Here is a 17,511-nt window from a genome sequence, read left to right as displayed (position 1 = left end):
ACGGCGCAACACGAATACTCAACCTGTAGCGAGCGTGGCGAGCGTGTGATTCCCAGTGGATCATGCAGGAGACACACCCGTTATAGGGTCAAGCGAACAAGTGCATGTGGTGGATGCCTTGGCGATCACAGGCGATGAAGGACGCGGTAGCCTGCGAAAAGCGGTGGGGAGCTGGCAAACGAGCTTTGATCCACCGATATCCGAATGGGGAAACCCGGCCCGTATGGGTCATCCGTAGCTGAATACATAGGCTACGTGAAGCGAACGCGGTGAACTGAAACATCTAAGTAACCGCAGGAAAAGAAATCAACCGAGATTCCCAGAGTAGTGGCGAGCGAAATGGGACCAGCCTGCATTCTTTATCTGAACTGTTAGCCAAACGCTCTGGAAAGTGCGGCCATAGCGGGTGATAGCCCCGTAGGCGAAAACAGATTGGAAGAACTAGGTATGCGACAAGTAGGGCGGGACACGTGAAATCCTGTCTGAAGATGGGGGGACCATCCTCCAAGGCTAAATACTCGTGATCGACCGATAGTGAACCAGTACCGTGAGGGAAAGGCGAAAAGAACCCCGGGAGGGGAGTGAAACAGATCCTGAAACCGCATGCATACAAACAGTCGGAGCCTTTGAAAGAGGGTGACGGCGTACCTTTTGTATAATGGGTCAGCGACTTACATTCAGTGGCAAGCTTAACCGATTAGGGCAGGCGTAGCGAAAGCGAGTCCGAACAGGGCGATTCAGTCGCTGGGTGTAGACCCGAAACCAGGTGATCTATCCATGGCCAGGATGAAGGTGCGGTAACACGTACTGGAGGTCCGAACCCACTAACGTTGAAAAGTTAGGGGATGAGCTGTGGATAGGGGTGAAAGGCTAAACAAACCTGGAAATAGCTGGTTCTCTCCGAAAACTATTTAGGTAGTGCCTCGTGTATCACCTTCGGGGGTAGAGCACTGTCATGGTTGTGGGGTCCATTGCGGATTACTACGCCATAGCAAACTCCGAATACCGAAGAGTGCAATCACGGGAGACAGACATCGGGTGCTAACGTCCGGTGTCAAGAGGGAAACAACCCAGACCGCCAGCTAAGGTCCCCAAATATTGCTAAGTGGGAAACGAAGTGGGAAGGCTAAAACAGTCAGGAGGTTGGCTTAGAAGCAGCCATCCTTTAAAGAAAGCGTAATAGCTCACTGATCGAGTCGTCCTGCGCGGAAGATGTAACGGGGCTAAGCAATATACCGAAGCTGCGGATGCACATTTATGTGCATGGTAGGAGAGCGTTCCGTAAGCCTGCGAAGGTGCACTGGAAAGTGTGCTGGAGGTATCGGAAGTGCGAATGCTGACATGAGTAGCGATAAAGGGGGTGAAAAGCCCCCTCGCCGTAAGCCCAAGGTTTCCTACGCAACGTTCATCGGCGTAGGGTGAGTCGGCCCCTAAGGCGAGGCAGAAATGCGTAGCTGATGGGAAGCAGGTTAATATTCCTGCACCATTGTTAAATGCGATGGGGGGACGGATCGCGGAAGGTTGTCCGGGTGTTGGAAGTCCCGGTCCTTGCATTGGAGAAGGCGCTTTGGCAAATCCGGGCGCGGAATTCAAGGGTGCGAGGCCATTCACTTCGGTGAAGAAGCAATCGGAAGTGGTTCCAAGAAAAGCCTCTAAGCTTCAGTTTAACAAGACCGTACCGCAAACCGACACAGGTGGGCGAGATGAGTATTCTAAGGCGCTTGAGAGAACTCGGGAGAAGGAACTCGGCAAATTGGTACCGTAACTTCGGGATAAGGTACGCCCCTGTAGCCTGACTGGCCTGCGCCAGAAGGGTGAAGGGGTTGCAATAAACTGGTGGCTGCGACTGTTTAATAAAAACACAGCACTCTGCAAACACGAAAGTGGACGTATAGGGTGTGACGCCTGCCCGGTGCCGGAAGATTAAATGATGGGGTGCAAGCTCTTGATTGAAGTCCCGGTAAACGGCGGCCGTAACTATAACGGTCCTAAGGTAGCGAAATTCCTTGTCGGGTAAGTTCCGACCTGCACGAATGGCGTAACGATGGCCACACTGTCTCCTCCCGAGACTCAGCGAAGTTGAAGTGTTTGTGATGATGCAATCTCCCCGCGGCTAGACGGAAAGACCCCATGAACCTTTACTGTAGCTTTGCATTGGACTTTGAACCGGTCTGTGTAGGATAGGTGGGAGGCTTTGAAGCGTGGACGCCAGTCTGCGTGGAGCCGACCTTGAAATACCACCCTGGTTTGTTTGAGGTTCTAACCTTGGTCCGTAATCCGGATCGGGGACAGTGCATGGTAGGCAGTTTGACTGGGGCGGTCTCCTCCCAAAGTGTAACGGAGGAGTACGAAGGTACGCTAGGTACGGTCGGAAATCGTGCTGATAGTGCAATGGCATAAGCGTGCTTAACTGCGAGACCGACAAGTCGAGCAGGTGCGAAAGCAGGTCATAGTGATCCGGTGGTTCTGTATGGAAGGGCCATCGCTCAACGGATAAAAGGTACTCTGGGGATAACAGGCTGATACCGCCCAAGAGTTCATATCGACGGCGGTGTTTGGCACCTCGATGTCGGCTCATCTCATCCTGGGGCTGTAGCCGGTCCCAAGGGTATGGCTGTTCGCCATTTAAAGAGGTACGTGAGCTGGGTTTAAAACGTCGTGAGACAGTTTGGTCCCTATCTGCCGTGGGCGCTGGATATTTGAAGGGGGCTGCTCCTAGTACGAGAGGACCGGAGTGGACGAACCTCTGGTGTACCGGTTGTCACGCCAGTGGCATCGCCGGGTAGCTATGTTCGGAAGAGATAACCGCTGAAAGCATCTAAGCGGGAAACTCGCCTTAAGATGAGATATCCCCGGGGCTTCGAGCCCCTTGAAGGGTCGTTCAAGACCAGGACGTTGATAGGTCAGGTGTGGAAGCGCAGTAATGCGTTAAGCTAACTGATACTAATTGCCCGTAAGGCTTGATCCTATAACAGGTGTGTTTTGCGATGATCGTCAGTGCTTCAGCACTGACGGGCATCCCACCCCCGAAGGGGGCAAGGACACCCAGGTTAAGTGATCGTGTTGTGCCAGAAACAACACAACCCCAACAGCTTTACCCCTGGTGAGCATCACCAGAAACTACTTCTTCCAGATTGGCTGCATTGCTCCACGAGCAGTGCAGCAACAAGTCATGCCTGATGACCATAGCGAGTCGGTCCCACCCCTTCCCATCCCGAACAGGACCGTGAAACGACTCCACGCCGATGATAGTGCGGATTACCCGTGTGAAAGTAGGTAATCGTCAGGCTCCCCAGCAGCAGACAGAAACCCCACCCCGAAAAGGTGGGGTTTCTGCGTTTACGGCAGCGCTGAAATCACTATATAAGTGAGAGCCTTGGGTTTGGAACGGTCAAGCAAGTCTTGACAACAAGCGGTTGTTCCCCCATAATCATCAGTTCTCTGCGGAGGGGTGCCCGAGTGGCTAAAGGGGGCAGACTGTAAATCTGTTGGCTTACGCCTACGTTGGTTCGAATCCAACCTCCTCCACCAGAATGCAAGTTGTAGCAGTTGTTGGGAATCCATGGATCCTTGCGGGTGTAGCTCAATGGTAGAGCAGAAGCCTTCCAAGCTTACGACGAGGGTTCGATTCCCTTCACCCGCTCCAGCAATACAGAAGTAGCGCCCATGTGGCTCAGTGGTAGAGCACTCCCTTGGTAAGGGAGAGGTCGGCAGTTCGATCCTGCCCATGGGCACCAGACGTACTCGGTGATTGTTTGCGCCCGGCGCAACGTACGGAAAAATCCTCTTAGGAGTCGAAAATGGCCAAGGGTAAGTTTGAGCGGACCAAGCCGCACGTGAACGTCGGCACGATCGGTCACGTTGACCACGGCAAGACCACGCTGACGGCAGCGATCACGACGGTTCTGACGCAGAAGTTTGGCGGCGAAGCGAAGGCATACGACCAGATCGACGCGGCGCCGGAAGAAAAGGCGCGTGGCATCACGATCAACACGGCACACGTCGAGTACGAAACGGCAAACCGCCACTACGCACACGTCGACTGCCCGGGCCACGCTGACTATGTGAAGAACATGATCACGGGCGCAGCGCAGATGGACGGCGCGATCCTGGTGTGTTCGGCCGCTGACGGCCCGATGCCGCAAACGCGTGAGCACATCCTGCTGGCGCGTCAGGTTGGCGTGCCGTACATCATCGTGTTCCTGAACAAGTGCGACATGGTGGACGACGCTGAGCTGCTGGAGCTGGTCGAGATGGAAGTTCGCGAACTTCTGTCGAAGTACGACTTCCCGGGCGACGACACGCCGATCATCAAGGGTTCGGCCAAACTGGCGCTGGAAGGCGACAAGGGCGAGCTGGGCGAAGTGGCGATCATGAATCTGGCCGACGCGCTGGACACGTATATCCCGACGCCGGAGCGCGCAGTTGACGGTGCGTTCCTGATGCCGGTGGAAGACGTGTTCTCGATCTCGGGTCGCGGCACGGTGGTGACGGGTCGCGTTGAGCGCGGCGTCGTGAAGGTCGGCGAGGAAATCGAAATTGTCGGTATCAAGCCGACGGTGAAGACGACCTGCACGGGCGTGGAAATGTTCCGCAAGCTGCTCGACCAGGGTCAGGCAGGCGACAACGTGGGTATCCTGCTGCGCGGCACGAAGCGTGAAGACGTGGAGCGTGGCCAGGTGCTGGCCAAGCCGGGTTCGATCAACCCGCACACGCATTTCACGGCTGAAGTGTACGTGCTGAGCAAGGACGAAGGTGGCCGTCACACGCCGTTCTTCAACAACTATCGTCCGCAGTTCTACTTCCGTACGACGGACGTGACGGGCTCGATCGAGTTGCCGAAGGACAAGGAAATGGTCATGCCGGGCGACAACGTGTCGATCACGGTGAAGCTGATCAACCCGATCGCGATGGAAGAAGGTCTGCGTTTCGCTATCCGCGAAGGCGGCCGTACGGTCGGCGCAGGTGTGGTTGCCAAGATTCTCGAGTAACGCCAGAAAGTTCTCGTTAATCGGTAGTTTCGGGGTTGGCGGTGCCGTCAACCCCAAAATGGTTTAGGGGTATAGCTCAACTGGCAGAGCGTCGGTCTCCAAAACCGAAGGTTGGGGGTTCGATTCCCTCTGCCCCTGCCAACTCTCGCGCCATACGTGGCGCTTCGTTAAGGTGTTATGGCGAATCCTTCCGTCGAAACTGTAAATACATCCGGCGACAAGCTGATGCTCGTCGCGGGCGTATTGTTGGTCTTGGCCGGGTTCGTGGGGTTCTTCTGGCTCAGCGGCCAGGAATGGTACGTCCGCGGAGCCGCCTTGGCTGTTGGTGCGATCGCGGGTATTGCAGTCGGTCTTCTCTCCGCGCCTGGCAAGGGTTTCATCGCTTTCGCCAAAGATTCGTACAAGGAAGTCCGCAAGGTTGTTTGGCCGACTCGCAAAGAGGCTACCCAGACGACGCTCGTGGTGTTCGGCTTCGTGTTCGTCATGGCGATCCTTCTTTGGGTTAGTGATAAATCCATCGAATGGGCGATTTTCTCGGTGATTCTGGGTTGGAAATGATATGAGCGATACTCCGGCATCCCCGAGCGGCAAACGTTGGTACGTGGTGCACGCCTACTCCGGCATGGAGAAGAGCGTGCAACGTGCGCTTCAGGAGCGCATTGAACGTGCTGGCATGCAAGACCAGTTTGGTCAAATCCTCGTTCCGACTGAAGAAGTCGTCGAGGTGAAGGGCGGTCACAAATCGGTGACCGAGCGTCGTTTCTTTCCGGGCTATGTGCTCGTCGAAATGGAAATGACTGACGAGACGTGGCACCTCGTGAAAAACACGGCAAAGGTGACGGGTTTCGTAGGCGGTGCGCGTAATCGTCCCAGTCCGATTTCCCCGCGGGAAGTCGAGAAGATCATGTCGCAAATGCAGGAAGGCGTGGAAAAGCCGCGTCCAAAGACCCTGTTCGAAGTCGGCGAGATGGTGCGGGTGAAGGACGGTCCGTTCACGGATTTCAACGGCAGCGTCGAAGAAGTGAACTACGAAAAGTCGCGTGTCCGTGTTTCCGTTACAATCTTCGGCCGCGCAACGCCGGTCGAACTGGAATTCGGCCAGGTCGAAAAGCTGTAGTCCAGAATTCTGCGGAGCGCACCAGTCGGTGCGTTCCGTATTTCGCGCTTACGGTCCGCGTAATGACCGTTGAGGAGCGTAAGTAGCCGATTTTTTGGCGAACGCGCGCTACTACTCACTGAACGTCCGCATGTACCCGTGCGGTGTTCCAAAGAGGTTTTCAACATGGCAAAGAAAATTATCGGCTTTATCAAGCTGCAGATTCCTGCAGGTAAAGCCAATCCGTCGCCGCCGGTCGGCCCGGCACTGGGTCAACGCGGCCTGAACATCATGGAGTTCTGCAAGGCGTTCAACGCGCAGACTCAAGCACTGGAACCAGGTCTGCCGACTCCGGTTGTGATCACCGCGTTCGCGGACAAGAGCTTCACGTTCGTTCTGAAGACGCCGCCGGCAACAGTTCTGATCAAGAAGGCAGCAAAGATCGATAAGGGTTCGAGCAAGCCGCATACCGATAAGGTCGGCAAGATCACCCGCGCTCAGGCGGAAGATATCGCCAAGACCAAGATGCCCGATCTGACGGCAGCTGATCTTGATGCAGCGGTTCGTACGATCGCTGGTAGCGCCCGCTCGATGGGCATCACCGTGGAGGGCGTGTAAATGGCTAAGCTTTCAAAGCGTCTGCAAGCATTTGCAGCCAAGGTTGATCGTCAAAAGCTGTACGCAATCGACGAAGCTCTGTCGCTCGTGAAGGAATGTGCAAGCGCGAAGTTCGACGAGTCGATCGACGTCGCAGTGCAACTCGGCATCGACGCGAAGAAGTCGGACCAAGTGGTTCGTGGCTCGGTCGTGCTGCCGGCTGGTACGGGTAAGTCGGTTCGCGTCGCAGTGTTCGCACAGGGCGAAAAGGCTGAGCAAGCTCGTGCAGCCGGCGCAGAAGTGGTCGGTATGGAAGACCTGGCTGAACAAGTCAAGGCTGGTAAGTTGGACTTCGACATTGTGATCGCTTCGCCGGACACGATGCGCGTTGTCGGTACGCTCGGTCAGATCCTCGGCCCGCGCGGCTTGATGCCGAATCCGAAGGTCGGCACGGTCACGCCGGACGTCGCAACTGCCGTCAAGAACGCTAAGGCTGGTCAGGTGCAATTCCGCGTCGACAAGGCCGGTATCATCCACGCTACTATCGGCCGTGCTTCCTTCGAGCCGACAGCTCTGCGTAGCAACCTGAACGCTCTCGTCGACGCGCTGCAAAAGGCGAAGCCGGCAACGAGCAAGGGTGTCTACCTGCGTAAGGTTGCGCTGTCGAGCACGATGGGCGTCGGCGTTCGCGTCGACCAGGCATCGATCGCAGCACAGTAATCGATTTCATCGCCTCGGCGTGAGTCGGGGCGGTTTTATGGGCTTTGGGCGGTCGTAAGGTGGCAGTCTGCATCGAGCGACCGGTTGTCAAAGACCGTTGGCGGGCGCGCAGCTGGTAGGCGCGTCCTTAATGTAAAGCCAACGCAGATGGCGAACCCGAAAAGGTTTTGTAGTGATGAAGCCGGTTGATATCCGCAGCAATGCGGGCTTAGGCGGTCGAAATACTCCTGACTGGTCGGACGCCGTTATTGAACGCGGTACACAAGGCGCACGCTGCGTGTATCGAATCTGGAGGTTAACCGTGCCACTTAACAAAGAAAGCAAGCAGGCCGTCGTCGCTGAGGTTGCCGCGCAAGTCGCGAAAGCCCAGACCGTGGTTCTGGCTGAGTATCGTGGAATCGCGGTTGGCGATCTGACCAAGCTGCGCGCGAAAGCGCGTGAGCAACAGGTTTACCTTCGTGTGTTGAAAAACACGTTGGCGCGTCGCGCTGTCGAAGGTACCCCGTTTGCTCCGCTGGCAGAGCAGATGACTGGTCCGCTGATCTACGGCATCTCGGAAGATGCAATTGCTGCTGCTAAGGTCGTCAACGACTTCGGCAAAACCAATGACAAGTTGATCATCAAGGCCGGTTCCTACGAAGGCAAGGTGATGGACAAGGCTGGCGTGCAAGCGCTGGCAAACATCCCGAGCCGCGAAGAACTGCTCTCCAAGCTGTTGTACGTTATGCAGGCACCTGTTTCTGGCTTTGCGCGCGCTCTGGCCGCGCTGGCAGAAAAGAAACAAGGCGAAGAAACCGCTGCGTAATGTACTTCAGTCGAGCGTGATTGATCGCTGGCTGTATCCGAATTCAATTTAGGAGTATTTCAAATGGCAATCGCAAAAGAAGACATCCTCGAGGCAGTAAGCTCGATGTCGGTTCTGGAACTGAACGAGCTGGTCAAGGCGTTCGAAGAAAAGTTTGGCGTGTCGGCAGCTGCTGTTGCAGTGGCAGGCCCGGCAGGCGGCGGCGCTGCTGCTGCTGCTGAAGAGCAAACCGAATTCACGGTCAACCTGACGGAAGTCGGCGCGAACAAGGTTTCGGTCATTAAGGCTGTTCGCGAACTGACGGGTCTCGGCCTGAAGGAAGCGAAGGACCTGGTCGACGGCGCACCGAAGCCTGTTAAGGAATCGGTACCGAAGGCTGCTGCTGAAGAAGCCAAGAAGAAGCTGGAAGAAGCCGGCGCGAAAGCTGAAATCAAGTAAGTTTCAGCGCGCTGTGCGAAGGCTGGCGGTTTTCCACCGCCGGCCTTTTTGTGCTTTGTGGGGACAACGTTTTTGCCTGTTAGTTTCGGCAAGAACCGGCGCCCCAGAAGCCAAAGAAAATCGCCATTCGGCAACATTGACCGGCGCTTCTCTTTGTCTTCTGAAGCGACTGCAGAAGGCAAGTTTGGTCGGGTAGCGGGCAACATAGGCATCCGCTGCCGTCAGCCAGCGGTTGGTAGCGGCCAACCACCAAGCTTCTAGGCTCGTTCAAGCCATCGGACGGCCATCGGGTCTCAGTCGGTGAACACTCGGGTTGTCTCATCAAGGTATCCTGCCTCGACAACAATGCCCGCCGTGATTCGGAGATCGTATGCAATATTCCTTCACCGAGAAGAAGCGTATTCGCAAGAGTTTTGCGAAGCGCCCCATCGTTCACCAAGTACCTTTCCTGCTGGCTACCCAGCTTGAATCATTCAGCACGTTTCTGCAAGCAGACACGTCGTCCACGCAACGCAAGCCGGAAGGCCTGCAGGCTGCGTTTACCTCCGTTTTTCCGATTGTTTCGCATAACGGGTTCGCTCGTCTGGAGTTCGTCAGCTACATGCTGTCGCCGCCGGCATTCAACATCAAGGAATGTCAGCAGCGCGGTTTGACGTACTGTTCGGCCCTGCGCGCGAAAGTGCGCCTGGTGCTGCTCGACAAGGAATCGCCGAGCAAGCCGGTCGTCAAGGAAGTGAAGGAACAGGAAGTGTACATGGGCGAAATTCCGCTCATGACGCCGACGGGTTCCTTCGTCATCAACGGCACGGAACGTGTGATCGTTTCGCAGCTGCACCGTTCGCCGGGCGTGTTTTTCGAACACGACAAGGGCAAGACGCACAGCTCGGGCAAGCTCCTATTCTCGGCGCGTATCATTCCTTACCGCGGTTCGTGGCTCGATTTCGAGTTCGACCCGAAGGACGTGCTGTACTTCCGCGTCGACCGTCGCCGCAAGATGCCGGTCACGATCCTGCTGAAGGCAATCGGCCTCACGCCGGAACAGATCCTCGCAAACTTCTTCGTGTTCGACAATTTCACGCTGATGCCGGAAGGCGCGCAGATGGAATTCGTGCCCGAGCGTCTGCGTGGTGAAGTCGCGCGTTTCGACATCACGGACCGTGATGGCAACGTGATCGTCCAGAAGGACAAGCGGATCAACGCGAAGCACATTCGCGATCTCGACAACGCCAAGACCAAGTTCATCTCGGTTCCGGAAGACTATTTGCTCGGCCGCGTGCTGGCAAAGAACGTCGTCGACGGCGACACGGGTGAAGTCATCGCTAACGCGAACGACGAAATCACGGAAACCGTGCTCGAGAAGCTGCGCGAGTCGAAGATCAAAGACATCCAGACGCTCTACACGAACGATCTGGATCAAGGTCCGTACATCTCGTCGACGCTGCGTATCGACGAAACCGCGGACAAGATGGCCGCGCGCATCGCGATCTACCGCATGATGCGTCCTGGCGAACCGCCGACCGAAGAAGCGGTCGAGGCGCTGTTCAACCGTCTGTTCTACAGCGAAGACGCATACGACCTCTCGAAGGTGGGTCGTATGAAGTTCAATCGCCGCGTCGGCCGCGACGAAATTGTCGGTCCGATGACGTTGCAAGACGACGACATCCTCGCCACGATCAAGATCCTGGTCGAACTGCGTAACGGCAAGGGCGAAGTGGACGACATCGACCACTTGGGCAATCGTCGTGTGCGTTGCGTCGGCGAACTGGCGGAAAACCAGTTCCGTGCAGGTCTCGTGCGTGTCGAACGTGCTGTGAAGGAACGCCTCGGCCAGGCCGAAAGCGAAAACCTGATGCCGCACGACCTGATCAACTCGAAGCCGATTTCGTCGGCGATTCGTGAGTTCTTCGGTTCGTCGCAGCTGTCGCAGTTCATGGACCAAACGAACCCGCTGTCGGAAATCACCCACAAGCGCCGTGTTTCGGCTCTTGGCCCGGGCGGTTTGACGCGTGAACGCGCTGGCTTTGAAGTCCGCGACGTGCATCCGACTCACTACGGTCGCGTGTGCCCGATTGAAACGCCGGAAGGTCCGAACATCGGCCTGATCAACTCGCTCGCTTTGTACGCTCACCTGAACGAATACGGCTTCCTCGAAACCCCGTATCGCAAGGTTGTGGACAGCAAGGTGACCGATCAGATCGACTATCTGTCGGCGATCGAAGAAGGCCGTTACGTGATCGCTCAGGCGAACGCGGCCGTGGCCGAAGACGGCTCGCTGACCGACGAACTGGTGTCGTCGCGTGAAGCTGGCGAAACGCTGATGGTTACGCCGGACCGCATCCAGTACATGGACGTGGCGCCGTCGCAGATCGTGTCGGTGGCAGCATCGTTGATTCCGTTCCTCGAGCACGATGACGCGAACCGCGCATTGATGGGTTCGAACATGCAGCGTCAGGCTGTGCCGTGTCTGCGTCCTGAAAAGGCCGTGGTCGGTACGGGTATCGAGCGCACGGTGGCAGTCGACTCGGGTACGACGGTTCAGGCATTCCGCGGCGGTGTGGTCGATTACGTCGACGCAGGCCGTATGGTGATCCGCGTGAACGATGACGAAGCCGTCGCAGGCGACGTCGGCGTGGACATCTACAACCTGATCAAGTACACGCGTTCGAACCAGAACACGAACATCAACCAGCGCCCGATCGTGAAGGTCGGCGACATCGTGTCGCGTGGCGACGTGCTGGCTGACGGCGCATCGACCGACCTCGGCGAGCTGGCTCTCGGCCAGAACATGCTGGTCGCGTTCATGCCGTGGAACGGCTACAACTTCGAAGATTCGATTTTGATCTCGGAGAAGGTGGTTGCTGACGACCGTTACACGTCGATCCACATCGAAGAACTGAACGTCGTAGCTCGCGATACGAAGCTCGGACCGGAAGAAATCACGCGCGACATTTCGAACCTGGCTGAAGTGCAACTCGGCCGTCTCGATGAATCGGGCATCGTCTACATCGGCGCTGAAGTCGAAGCCGGCGACGTGCTGGTCGGTAAAGTCACGCCGAAGGGCGAAACCCAACTGACGCCGGAAGAAAAGCTGCTGCGCGCGATCTTCGGTGAAAAGGCTTCGGACGTGAAAGACACGTCGCTGCGCGTGCCGTCGGGCATGAGCGGCACGGTGATCGACGTTCAAGTGTTCACGCGTGAAGGCATTCAGCGCGACAAGCGCGCGCAACAGATCATCGACGATGAACTGAAGCGCTATCGCCTCGACCTGAACGACCAGTTGCGTATCGTGGAAGGCGACGCGTTCCAGCGTCTCGCACGTATGCTCGACGGCAAGGTCGCGAACGGCGGTCCGAAGAAACTGGCCAAGGGCACGAAGATCGAACAGGCTTACCTGCAAGATCTGGATCACTACCACTGGTTCGACATCCGCCTCGCGGACGAAGAAGCAGCGGCACAGCTCGAAGCGATCAAGGACTCGATCGAACAGAAGCGTCACCAGTTCGATCTGGCGTTCGAAGAAAAGCGCAAGAAGCTCACGCAAGGCGACGAACTGCCGCCGGGCGTGTTGAAGATGGTCAAGGTGTATCTGGCAGTCAAGCGCCGCCTGCAGCCTGGCGACAAGATGGCCGGCCGTCACGGTAACAAGGGTGTCGTGTCGAAGATCGTTCCGATCGAAGACATGCCGTACATGGCCGACGGCCGTCCGGCTGACGTCGTTCTGAACCCGCTCGGCGTGCCGTCGCGGATGAACGTGGGTCAGGTTCTCGAAGTGCATCTGGGTTGGGCCGCGAAGGGTCTCGGCTGGCGTATCGGCGAAATGCTGCAGCGTCAGGCGAAGATCGCTGAACTGCGCGAATTCCTGACCAAGATCTACAACGAGTCGGGCCGCGCTGAAGAGCTGGACAGCTTCACGGACGACGAGATCGTCGAACTGGCGAAGAACCTGCGCGAAGGCGTGCCGTTCGCTACGCCGGTGTTCGACGGCGCGACGGAAGAAGAAATGTCGCGCGCGCTGGATCTGGCATTCCCGGACGACATCGCGAAGAACCTCGGCATGACGCCGTCGAAGAATCAGGTGCGTCTGTACGACGGCCGCACGGGCGAAATGTTCGAACGTACGGTGACGGTCGGCTACATGCATTACCTGAAGCTGCACCACTTGGTCGACGACAAGATGCACGCACGTTCCACGGGCCCGTACTCGCTCGTGACGCAGCAGCCGTTGGGCGGTAAGGCGCAATTCGGTGGCCAGCGTTTCGGTGAAATGGAAGTGTGGGCGCTCGAAGCGTACGGCGCATCGTACGTGCTGCAGGAAATGCTGACGGTGAAGTCGGACGACGTGACAGGCCGGACCAAGGTTTATGAAAACCTGGTCAAGGGCGATCACGTGATCGACGCCGGCATGCCGGAATCCTTCAACGTGTTGGTGAAGGAAATCCGCTCGCTCGGTATCGATATCGACCTCGACCGCAACTAATCGGACTACGGAGAGAAAGCAATGAAAGCTCTGCTCGATCTATTCAAGCAAGTCCAACAGCCTGAAGTTTTTGACGCGATCAAGATCGGTCTGGCTTCGCCGGACAAGATCCGTTCGTGGTCGTTCGGTGAAGTGAAGAAGCCGGAAACCATCAACTACCGGACGTTCAAGCCGGAACGCGATGGTTTGTTCTGCGCGAAGATCTTCGGGCCGATCAAAGACTACGAATGCCTTTGCGGCAAGTACAAGCGCCTGAAGCACCGTGGCGTGATCTGCGAGAAGTGCGGCGTCGAAGTGACGCTGGCGAAGGTGCGTCGCGAACGGATGGGCCACATCGAACTGGCCTCGCCGGTTGCGCACATCTGGTTTTTGAAGTCGCTGCCGTCGCGTCTGGGCATGGTGCTCGACATGACGCTGCGCGACATCGAACGCGTGCTGTACTTCGAAGCATATGTGGTGATCGATCCGGGCATGACGCCGCTGAAAGCGCGGCAGATCATGACCGAAGAGGATTACTACAACAAGGTCGAAGAATACGGTGACGAATTCCGTGCCGAGATGGGCGCGGAAGGCGTGCGCGAGTTGCTGCGCGCGATCAACATCGACGAACAGGTCGAGATGCTGCGCACCGAACTCAAGAACACGGGTTCGGAAGCGAAGATCAAGAAGTACGCGAAGCGCCTGAAGGTGCTCGAGGCTTTCCAGCGTTCGGGCATCAAGCCTGACTGGATGGTGCTCGAAGTGCTGCCGGTGCTGCCGCCGGAACTGCGTCCGCTGGTGCCGCTGGATGGCGGCCGGTTCGCGACGTCGGACCTGAACGACCTGTATCGCCGCGTGATCAACCGTAACAACCGGTTGAAGCGTCTGCTCGAACTGAAGGCGCCTGAAATCATCGTCCGCAACGAAAAGCGGATGCTGCAGGAAGCCGTCGATTCGCTGCTCGACAACGGTCGTCGCGGTAAGGCCATGACCGGCGCGAACAAGCGTCCGCTGAAGTCGCTCGCTGACATGATCAAGGGTAAGGGCGGTCGTTTCCGTCAGAACTTGCTCGGTAAGCGCGTTGACTACTCGGGCCGTTCGGTGATCGTGGTCGGCCCGACGCTCAAGCTGCATCAGTGCGGTCTGCCGAAGCTGATGGCGCTCGAACTGTTCAAGCCGTTCATCTTCAACAAGCTCGAAGTGATGGGTGTTGCTACCACCATCAAGGCTGCGAAGAAGGAAGTCGAGAACCAGACGCCGGTGGTGTGGGACATTCTCGAAGAAGTCATTCGCGAACATCCGGTCATGCTGAACCGTGCGCCGACGCTTCACCGTCTTGGCATTCAGGCTTTCGAGCCGGTGCTGATCGAAGGTAAGGCAATCCAGCTGCATCCGCTCGTTTGCGCGGCGTTCAACGCCGACTTCGACGGTGACCAGATGGCTGTTCACGTGCCGCTGTCGCTGGAAGCGCAGATGGAAGCGCGCACGCTGATGCTGGCGTCGAACAACGTCCTGTTCCCGGCCAACGGCGATCCGTCGATCGTGCCGTCGCAGGATATCGTGCTCGGTCTGTACTACGCGACCCGTGAAGCAGTGAACGCCAAGGGCGAAGGCCTGACGTTCACCGGCGTTTCGGAAGCGCTGCGTGCTTACGAGAACAAGGAAGTCGAGCTCGCCTCGCGCGTCAACGTGCGGATCACCGAAATGGTCCACAACGAAGACAAGTCGGAAGGTGCGCCGGCGTTCGTGCCGAAGATCACGCTGTACCCGACCACCGTCGGCCGTGCAATCCTGTCGGAGATCCTTCCGCCGGGCCTGCCGTTCTCGGTGCTCAACAAGCCGCTGAAGAAGAAGGAAATCTCGCGCCTCATCAACACCGCATTCCGCAAGTGCGGTCTGCGTGAAACGGTGATTTTCGCCGACCAGTTGATGCAGTCGGGTTTCCGTCTGGCAACGCGCGCCGGTATCTCCATCTGCGTCGACGACATGCTCGTGCCGCCGCAGAAGGAAACCATCGTCGGCGACGCCGCGAAGAAGGTGAAGGAATACGACCGTCAGTACATGTCGGGTCTCGTCACGTCGCAAGAGCGCTACAACAACGTGGTCGACATCTGGTCTGCAACGTCGGAAGCGGTCGGCAAGGCGATGATGGAACAGCTGTCGACGGAACCGGTCACGGATCGCGACGGCAACGAAACGCGTCAGGAATCGTTCAACTCGATTTACATGATGGCGGACTCGGGCGCTCGTGGTTCCGCGGTTCAGATTCGTCAGCTGGCCGGTATGCGTGGCCTGATGGCGAAGCCGGACGGCTCGATCATCGAGACGCCGATTACGGCGAACTTCCGTGAAGGCCTGAACGTGTTGCAGTACTTCATCTCGACCCACGGCGCACGTAAGGGTCTGGCTGATACGGCACTGAAGACGGCTAACTCGGGTTACCTGACGCGTCGTCTGGTCGACGTGACGCAGGATCTGGTGGTGGTCGAGGACGATTGCGGTACGTCCAACGGCGTCGCCATGAAGGCGTTGGTCGAAGGCGGTGAAGTCGTCGAAGCGCTGCGTGACCGTATTCTAGGTCGCGTGACGGTGGCTGACGTCGTCAATCCGGAATCGCAGGAAACGCTGTACGAAACGGGCACGTTGCTCGACGAAGATGCGGTCGAAGAAATCGAACGCCTCGGCATCGACGAAGTGCGCGTACGTACGCCGCTGACTTGCGAAACGCGTTACGGTCTGTGCGCAGCCTGCTATGGCCGCGACCTGGGTCGTGGCTCGTCGGTCAACGTCGGTGAAGCAGTGGGCGTGATCGCTGCTCAGTCGATCGGTGAACCGGGCACGCAGCTCACGATGCGTACGTTCCACATCGGTGGTGCGGCGTCGCGTGCGGCAGTGGCTTCGTCGGTTGAAGCGAAGTCGAACGGCACGGTGCGTTTCACGGCAACGATGCGTTACGTCACCAACGCGAAGGGCGAGCAGATCGTCATCTCGCGTTCGGGCGAAGCGATGATCACCGACGACCACGGTCGCGAGCGCGAACGCCACAAGGTGCCGTACGGCGCAACGCTGTTGCAACTGGACGGCGCGCAGATCAAGGCCGGCACGCAACTGGCGACGTGGGATCCGTTGACGCGTCCGATCATCACCGAGTGGGGCGGTACGGTGAAGTTCGAAAACGTCGAAGAAGGCGTGACCGTTGCAAAGCAGATCGACGATGTGACGGGTCTGTCCACGCTGGTCGTGATCGACGTGAAGCGTCGTGGTTCGCAAGCGTCGAAGACGGTGCGTCCGCAGGTCAAGCTGCTCGACGCGAACGGCGAAGAAGTCAAGATCCCGAACACCGAGCACTCGGTGCAGATCGGCTTCCAGGTCGGCGCTCTGATCACCGTGAAGGACGGTCAGCAAGTGCAGGTCGGTGAAGTGCTGGCACGTATCCCGGTTGAATCGCAGAAAACGCGTGACATTACTGGTGGTCTGCCGCGTGTGGCCGAGCTGTTCGAAGCGCGTTCGCCGAAGGACGCAGGTATCCTGGCGGAAGTCACGGGTACGACGTCGTTCGGTAAGGACACGAAGGGCAAGCAGCGTCTCGTTATCACGGACCTCGACGGCAATCAGCACGAGTTCCTGATCGCGAAGGAAAAGCAGGTTCTGGTGCACGATGGTCAGGTCGTCAACAAGGGCGAAATGATTGTCGACGGTCCTGCCGATCCGCACGACATCTTGCGTCTGCAAGGTATCGAAGCGCTGTCGCGTTACATCGTGGACGAAGTGCAGGACGTGTACCGTCTGCAAGGCGTGAAGATCAACGACAAGCACATTGAAGTGATTGTTCGTCAGATGCTGCGCCGCGTGCAGATTACGGACAACGGCGATACGCGTTTCATCCCGGGCGAACAGGTCGAGCGGTCGGATATGCTCGACGAGAACGACCGTATGATCGCGGAAGACAAACGTCCGGCAACGTACGAAAACGTCTTGCTCGGTATCACGAAGGCCTCGTTGTCGACCGATTCGTTCATCTCGGCGGCGTCGTTCCAGGAAACGACCCGCGTGCTGACCGAAGCGGCGATCATGGGCAAGCGCGACGACCTGCGTGGTCTGAAGGAAAACGTGATCGTCGGCCGTCTGATTCCGGCTGGTACGGGTCTCGCGTTCCACAAGGCGCGCAAGACCAAGGAGCTGTCGGACCGCGAGCGTTTCGATCAGATCGCAGCGGAAGAGTCGTTCGAATTCGGTACGCCGGAAACCCCGGCCGCCGAACAGCAGCACTCAGGCGAGTGAGCTCAGGTTAGTCAGTCCAGGCAGTGCAAGCCGCTTGGGCTCACCAGCCAGCGAAGCCGCTCAGTTTCGACTGAGCGGCTTTTTTTATGCGTTCTTCTTTCTTGCATTTTTTTGCGGATCAGTCGGC

The 17,511-nt window shown here is 57.7% G+C and carries 9 protein-coding genes, 4 tRNA genes and 2 rRNA genes; all 15 read left to right on the top strand.

Annotated features, from left to right (window positions below):
- The first annotated feature begins 86 nt into the window (after positions 1 to 86).
- Positions 87 to 2,968: ribosomal RNA gene (locus B0G80_RS14725) — 23S ribosomal RNA — on the top strand.
- 207 nt (positions 2,969 to 3,175) lie between these two features.
- A 5S ribosomal RNA gene (rrf, locus tag B0G80_RS14720) occupies positions 3,176 to 3,289 on the top strand.
- A 156-nt stretch (positions 3,290 to 3,445) separates the two neighbouring features.
- Positions 3,446 to 3,531: transfer RNA gene (locus B0G80_RS14715), tRNA-Tyr, on the top strand.
- 41 nt (positions 3,532 to 3,572) lie between these two features.
- A tRNA-Gly gene (locus B0G80_RS14710) sits at positions 3,573 to 3,646 on the top strand.
- 16 nt (positions 3,647 to 3,662) lie between these two features.
- A tRNA-Thr gene (locus tag B0G80_RS14705) sits at positions 3,663 to 3,737 on the top strand.
- Between the two features lie 63 nt (positions 3,738 to 3,800).
- Positions 3,801 to 4,991, top strand: coding sequence for an elongation factor Tu (tuf, locus tag B0G80_RS14700; protein ID WP_012434572.1), 1,191 nt, complete (start codon positions 3,801 to 3,803; stop codon positions 4,989 to 4,991).
- Between the two features lie 65 nt (positions 4,992 to 5,056).
- A tRNA-Trp gene (locus B0G80_RS14695) sits at positions 5,057 to 5,132 on the top strand.
- A gap of 36 nt (positions 5,133 to 5,168) precedes the next feature.
- Positions 5,169 to 5,549, top strand: a complete 381-nt coding sequence (gene secE / locus B0G80_RS14690; RefSeq protein WP_106284136.1) for a preprotein translocase subunit SecE — start codon at positions 5,169 to 5,171, stop codon at positions 5,547 to 5,549.
- Position 5,550: 1 nt separating this feature from the next.
- A complete protein-coding gene (nusG, locus tag B0G80_RS14685; protein ID WP_007180147.1) occupies positions 5,551 to 6,108 on the top strand; it encodes a transcription termination/antitermination protein NusG in 558 nt (185 codons plus the stop codon).
- A 165-nt stretch (positions 6,109 to 6,273) separates the two neighbouring features.
- Positions 6,274 to 6,705: a 50S ribosomal protein L11 gene (rplK, locus tag B0G80_RS14680; RefSeq protein WP_012434578.1), complete on the top strand. Its 432-nt coding sequence runs from the start codon at positions 6,274 to 6,276 to the stop codon at positions 6,703 to 6,705.
- Positions 6,706 to 7,404: a 50S ribosomal protein L1 gene (rplA, locus tag B0G80_RS14675; protein WP_007180145.1), complete on the top strand. Its 699-nt coding sequence runs from the start codon at positions 6,706 to 6,708 to the stop codon at positions 7,402 to 7,404.
- A 301-nt stretch (positions 7,405 to 7,705) separates the two neighbouring features.
- The gene (gene rplJ / locus B0G80_RS14670) at positions 7,706 to 8,209 is read left to right on the top strand and encodes a 50S ribosomal protein L10 (protein WP_007180144.1); all 504 of its coding nucleotides are present in this window, start codon (positions 7,706 to 7,708) and stop codon (positions 8,207 to 8,209) included.
- Between the two features lie 63 nt (positions 8,210 to 8,272).
- Positions 8,273 to 8,647: a 50S ribosomal protein L7/L12 gene (gene rplL / locus B0G80_RS14665; protein WP_011490060.1), complete on the top strand. Its 375-nt coding sequence runs from the start codon at positions 8,273 to 8,275 to the stop codon at positions 8,645 to 8,647.
- 370 nt (positions 8,648 to 9,017) lie between these two features.
- Complete coding sequence (rpoB, locus tag B0G80_RS14660) at positions 9,018 to 13,124, top strand: DNA-directed RNA polymerase subunit beta (RefSeq protein WP_106284137.1); 4,107 nt, start codon at positions 9,018 to 9,020, stop codon at positions 13,122 to 13,124.
- Between the two features lie 21 nt (positions 13,125 to 13,145).
- On the top strand, positions 13,146 to 17,384 hold the full coding sequence (gene rpoC / locus B0G80_RS14655) for a DNA-directed RNA polymerase subunit beta' (RefSeq protein ID WP_106284138.1): 4,239 nt from the start codon (positions 13,146 to 13,148) through the stop codon (positions 17,382 to 17,384).
- Positions 17,385 to 17,511 lie beyond the last annotated feature (127 nt).

The organism is Paraburkholderia sp. BL6669N2 (assembly GCF_003387275.1).
Lineage (GTDB): Bacteria > Pseudomonadota > Gammaproteobacteria > Burkholderiales > Burkholderiaceae > Paraburkholderia.
The sequence above is the reverse complement of the archived record's forward strand: the minus strand, read 5'-3'. Positions and strand labels throughout refer to the sequence as shown.

Bases quoted from the DNA above. Each gene is read 5' to 3' on its own strand.
- rpoB (WP_106284137.1), top strand. From the start codon at position 9,018: ATGCAATATTCCTTCACCGAGAAGAAGCGTATTCGCAAGAGTTTTGCG.
- rplK (WP_012434578.1), top strand. From the start codon at position 6,274: ATGGCAAAGAAAATTATCGGCTTTATCAAGCTGCAGATTCCTGCAGGT.
- tuf (WP_012434572.1), top strand. From the start codon at position 3,801: ATGGCCAAGGGTAAGTTTGAGCGGACCAAGCCGCACGTGAACGTCGGC.
- secE (WP_106284136.1), top strand. From the start codon at position 5,169: ATGGCGAATCCTTCCGTCGAAACTGTAAATACATCCGGCGACAAGCTG.
- rplL (WP_011490060.1), top strand. From the start codon at position 8,273: ATGGCAATCGCAAAAGAAGACATCCTCGAGGCAGTAAGCTCGATGTCG.
- rplA (WP_007180145.1), top strand. From the start codon at position 6,706: ATGGCTAAGCTTTCAAAGCGTCTGCAAGCATTTGCAGCCAAGGTTGAT.
- nusG (WP_007180147.1), top strand. From the start codon at position 5,551: ATGAGCGATACTCCGGCATCCCCGAGCGGCAAACGTTGGTACGTGGTG.
- rpoC (WP_106284138.1), top strand. From the start codon at position 13,146: ATGAAAGCTCTGCTCGATCTATTCAAGCAAGTCCAACAGCCTGAAGTT.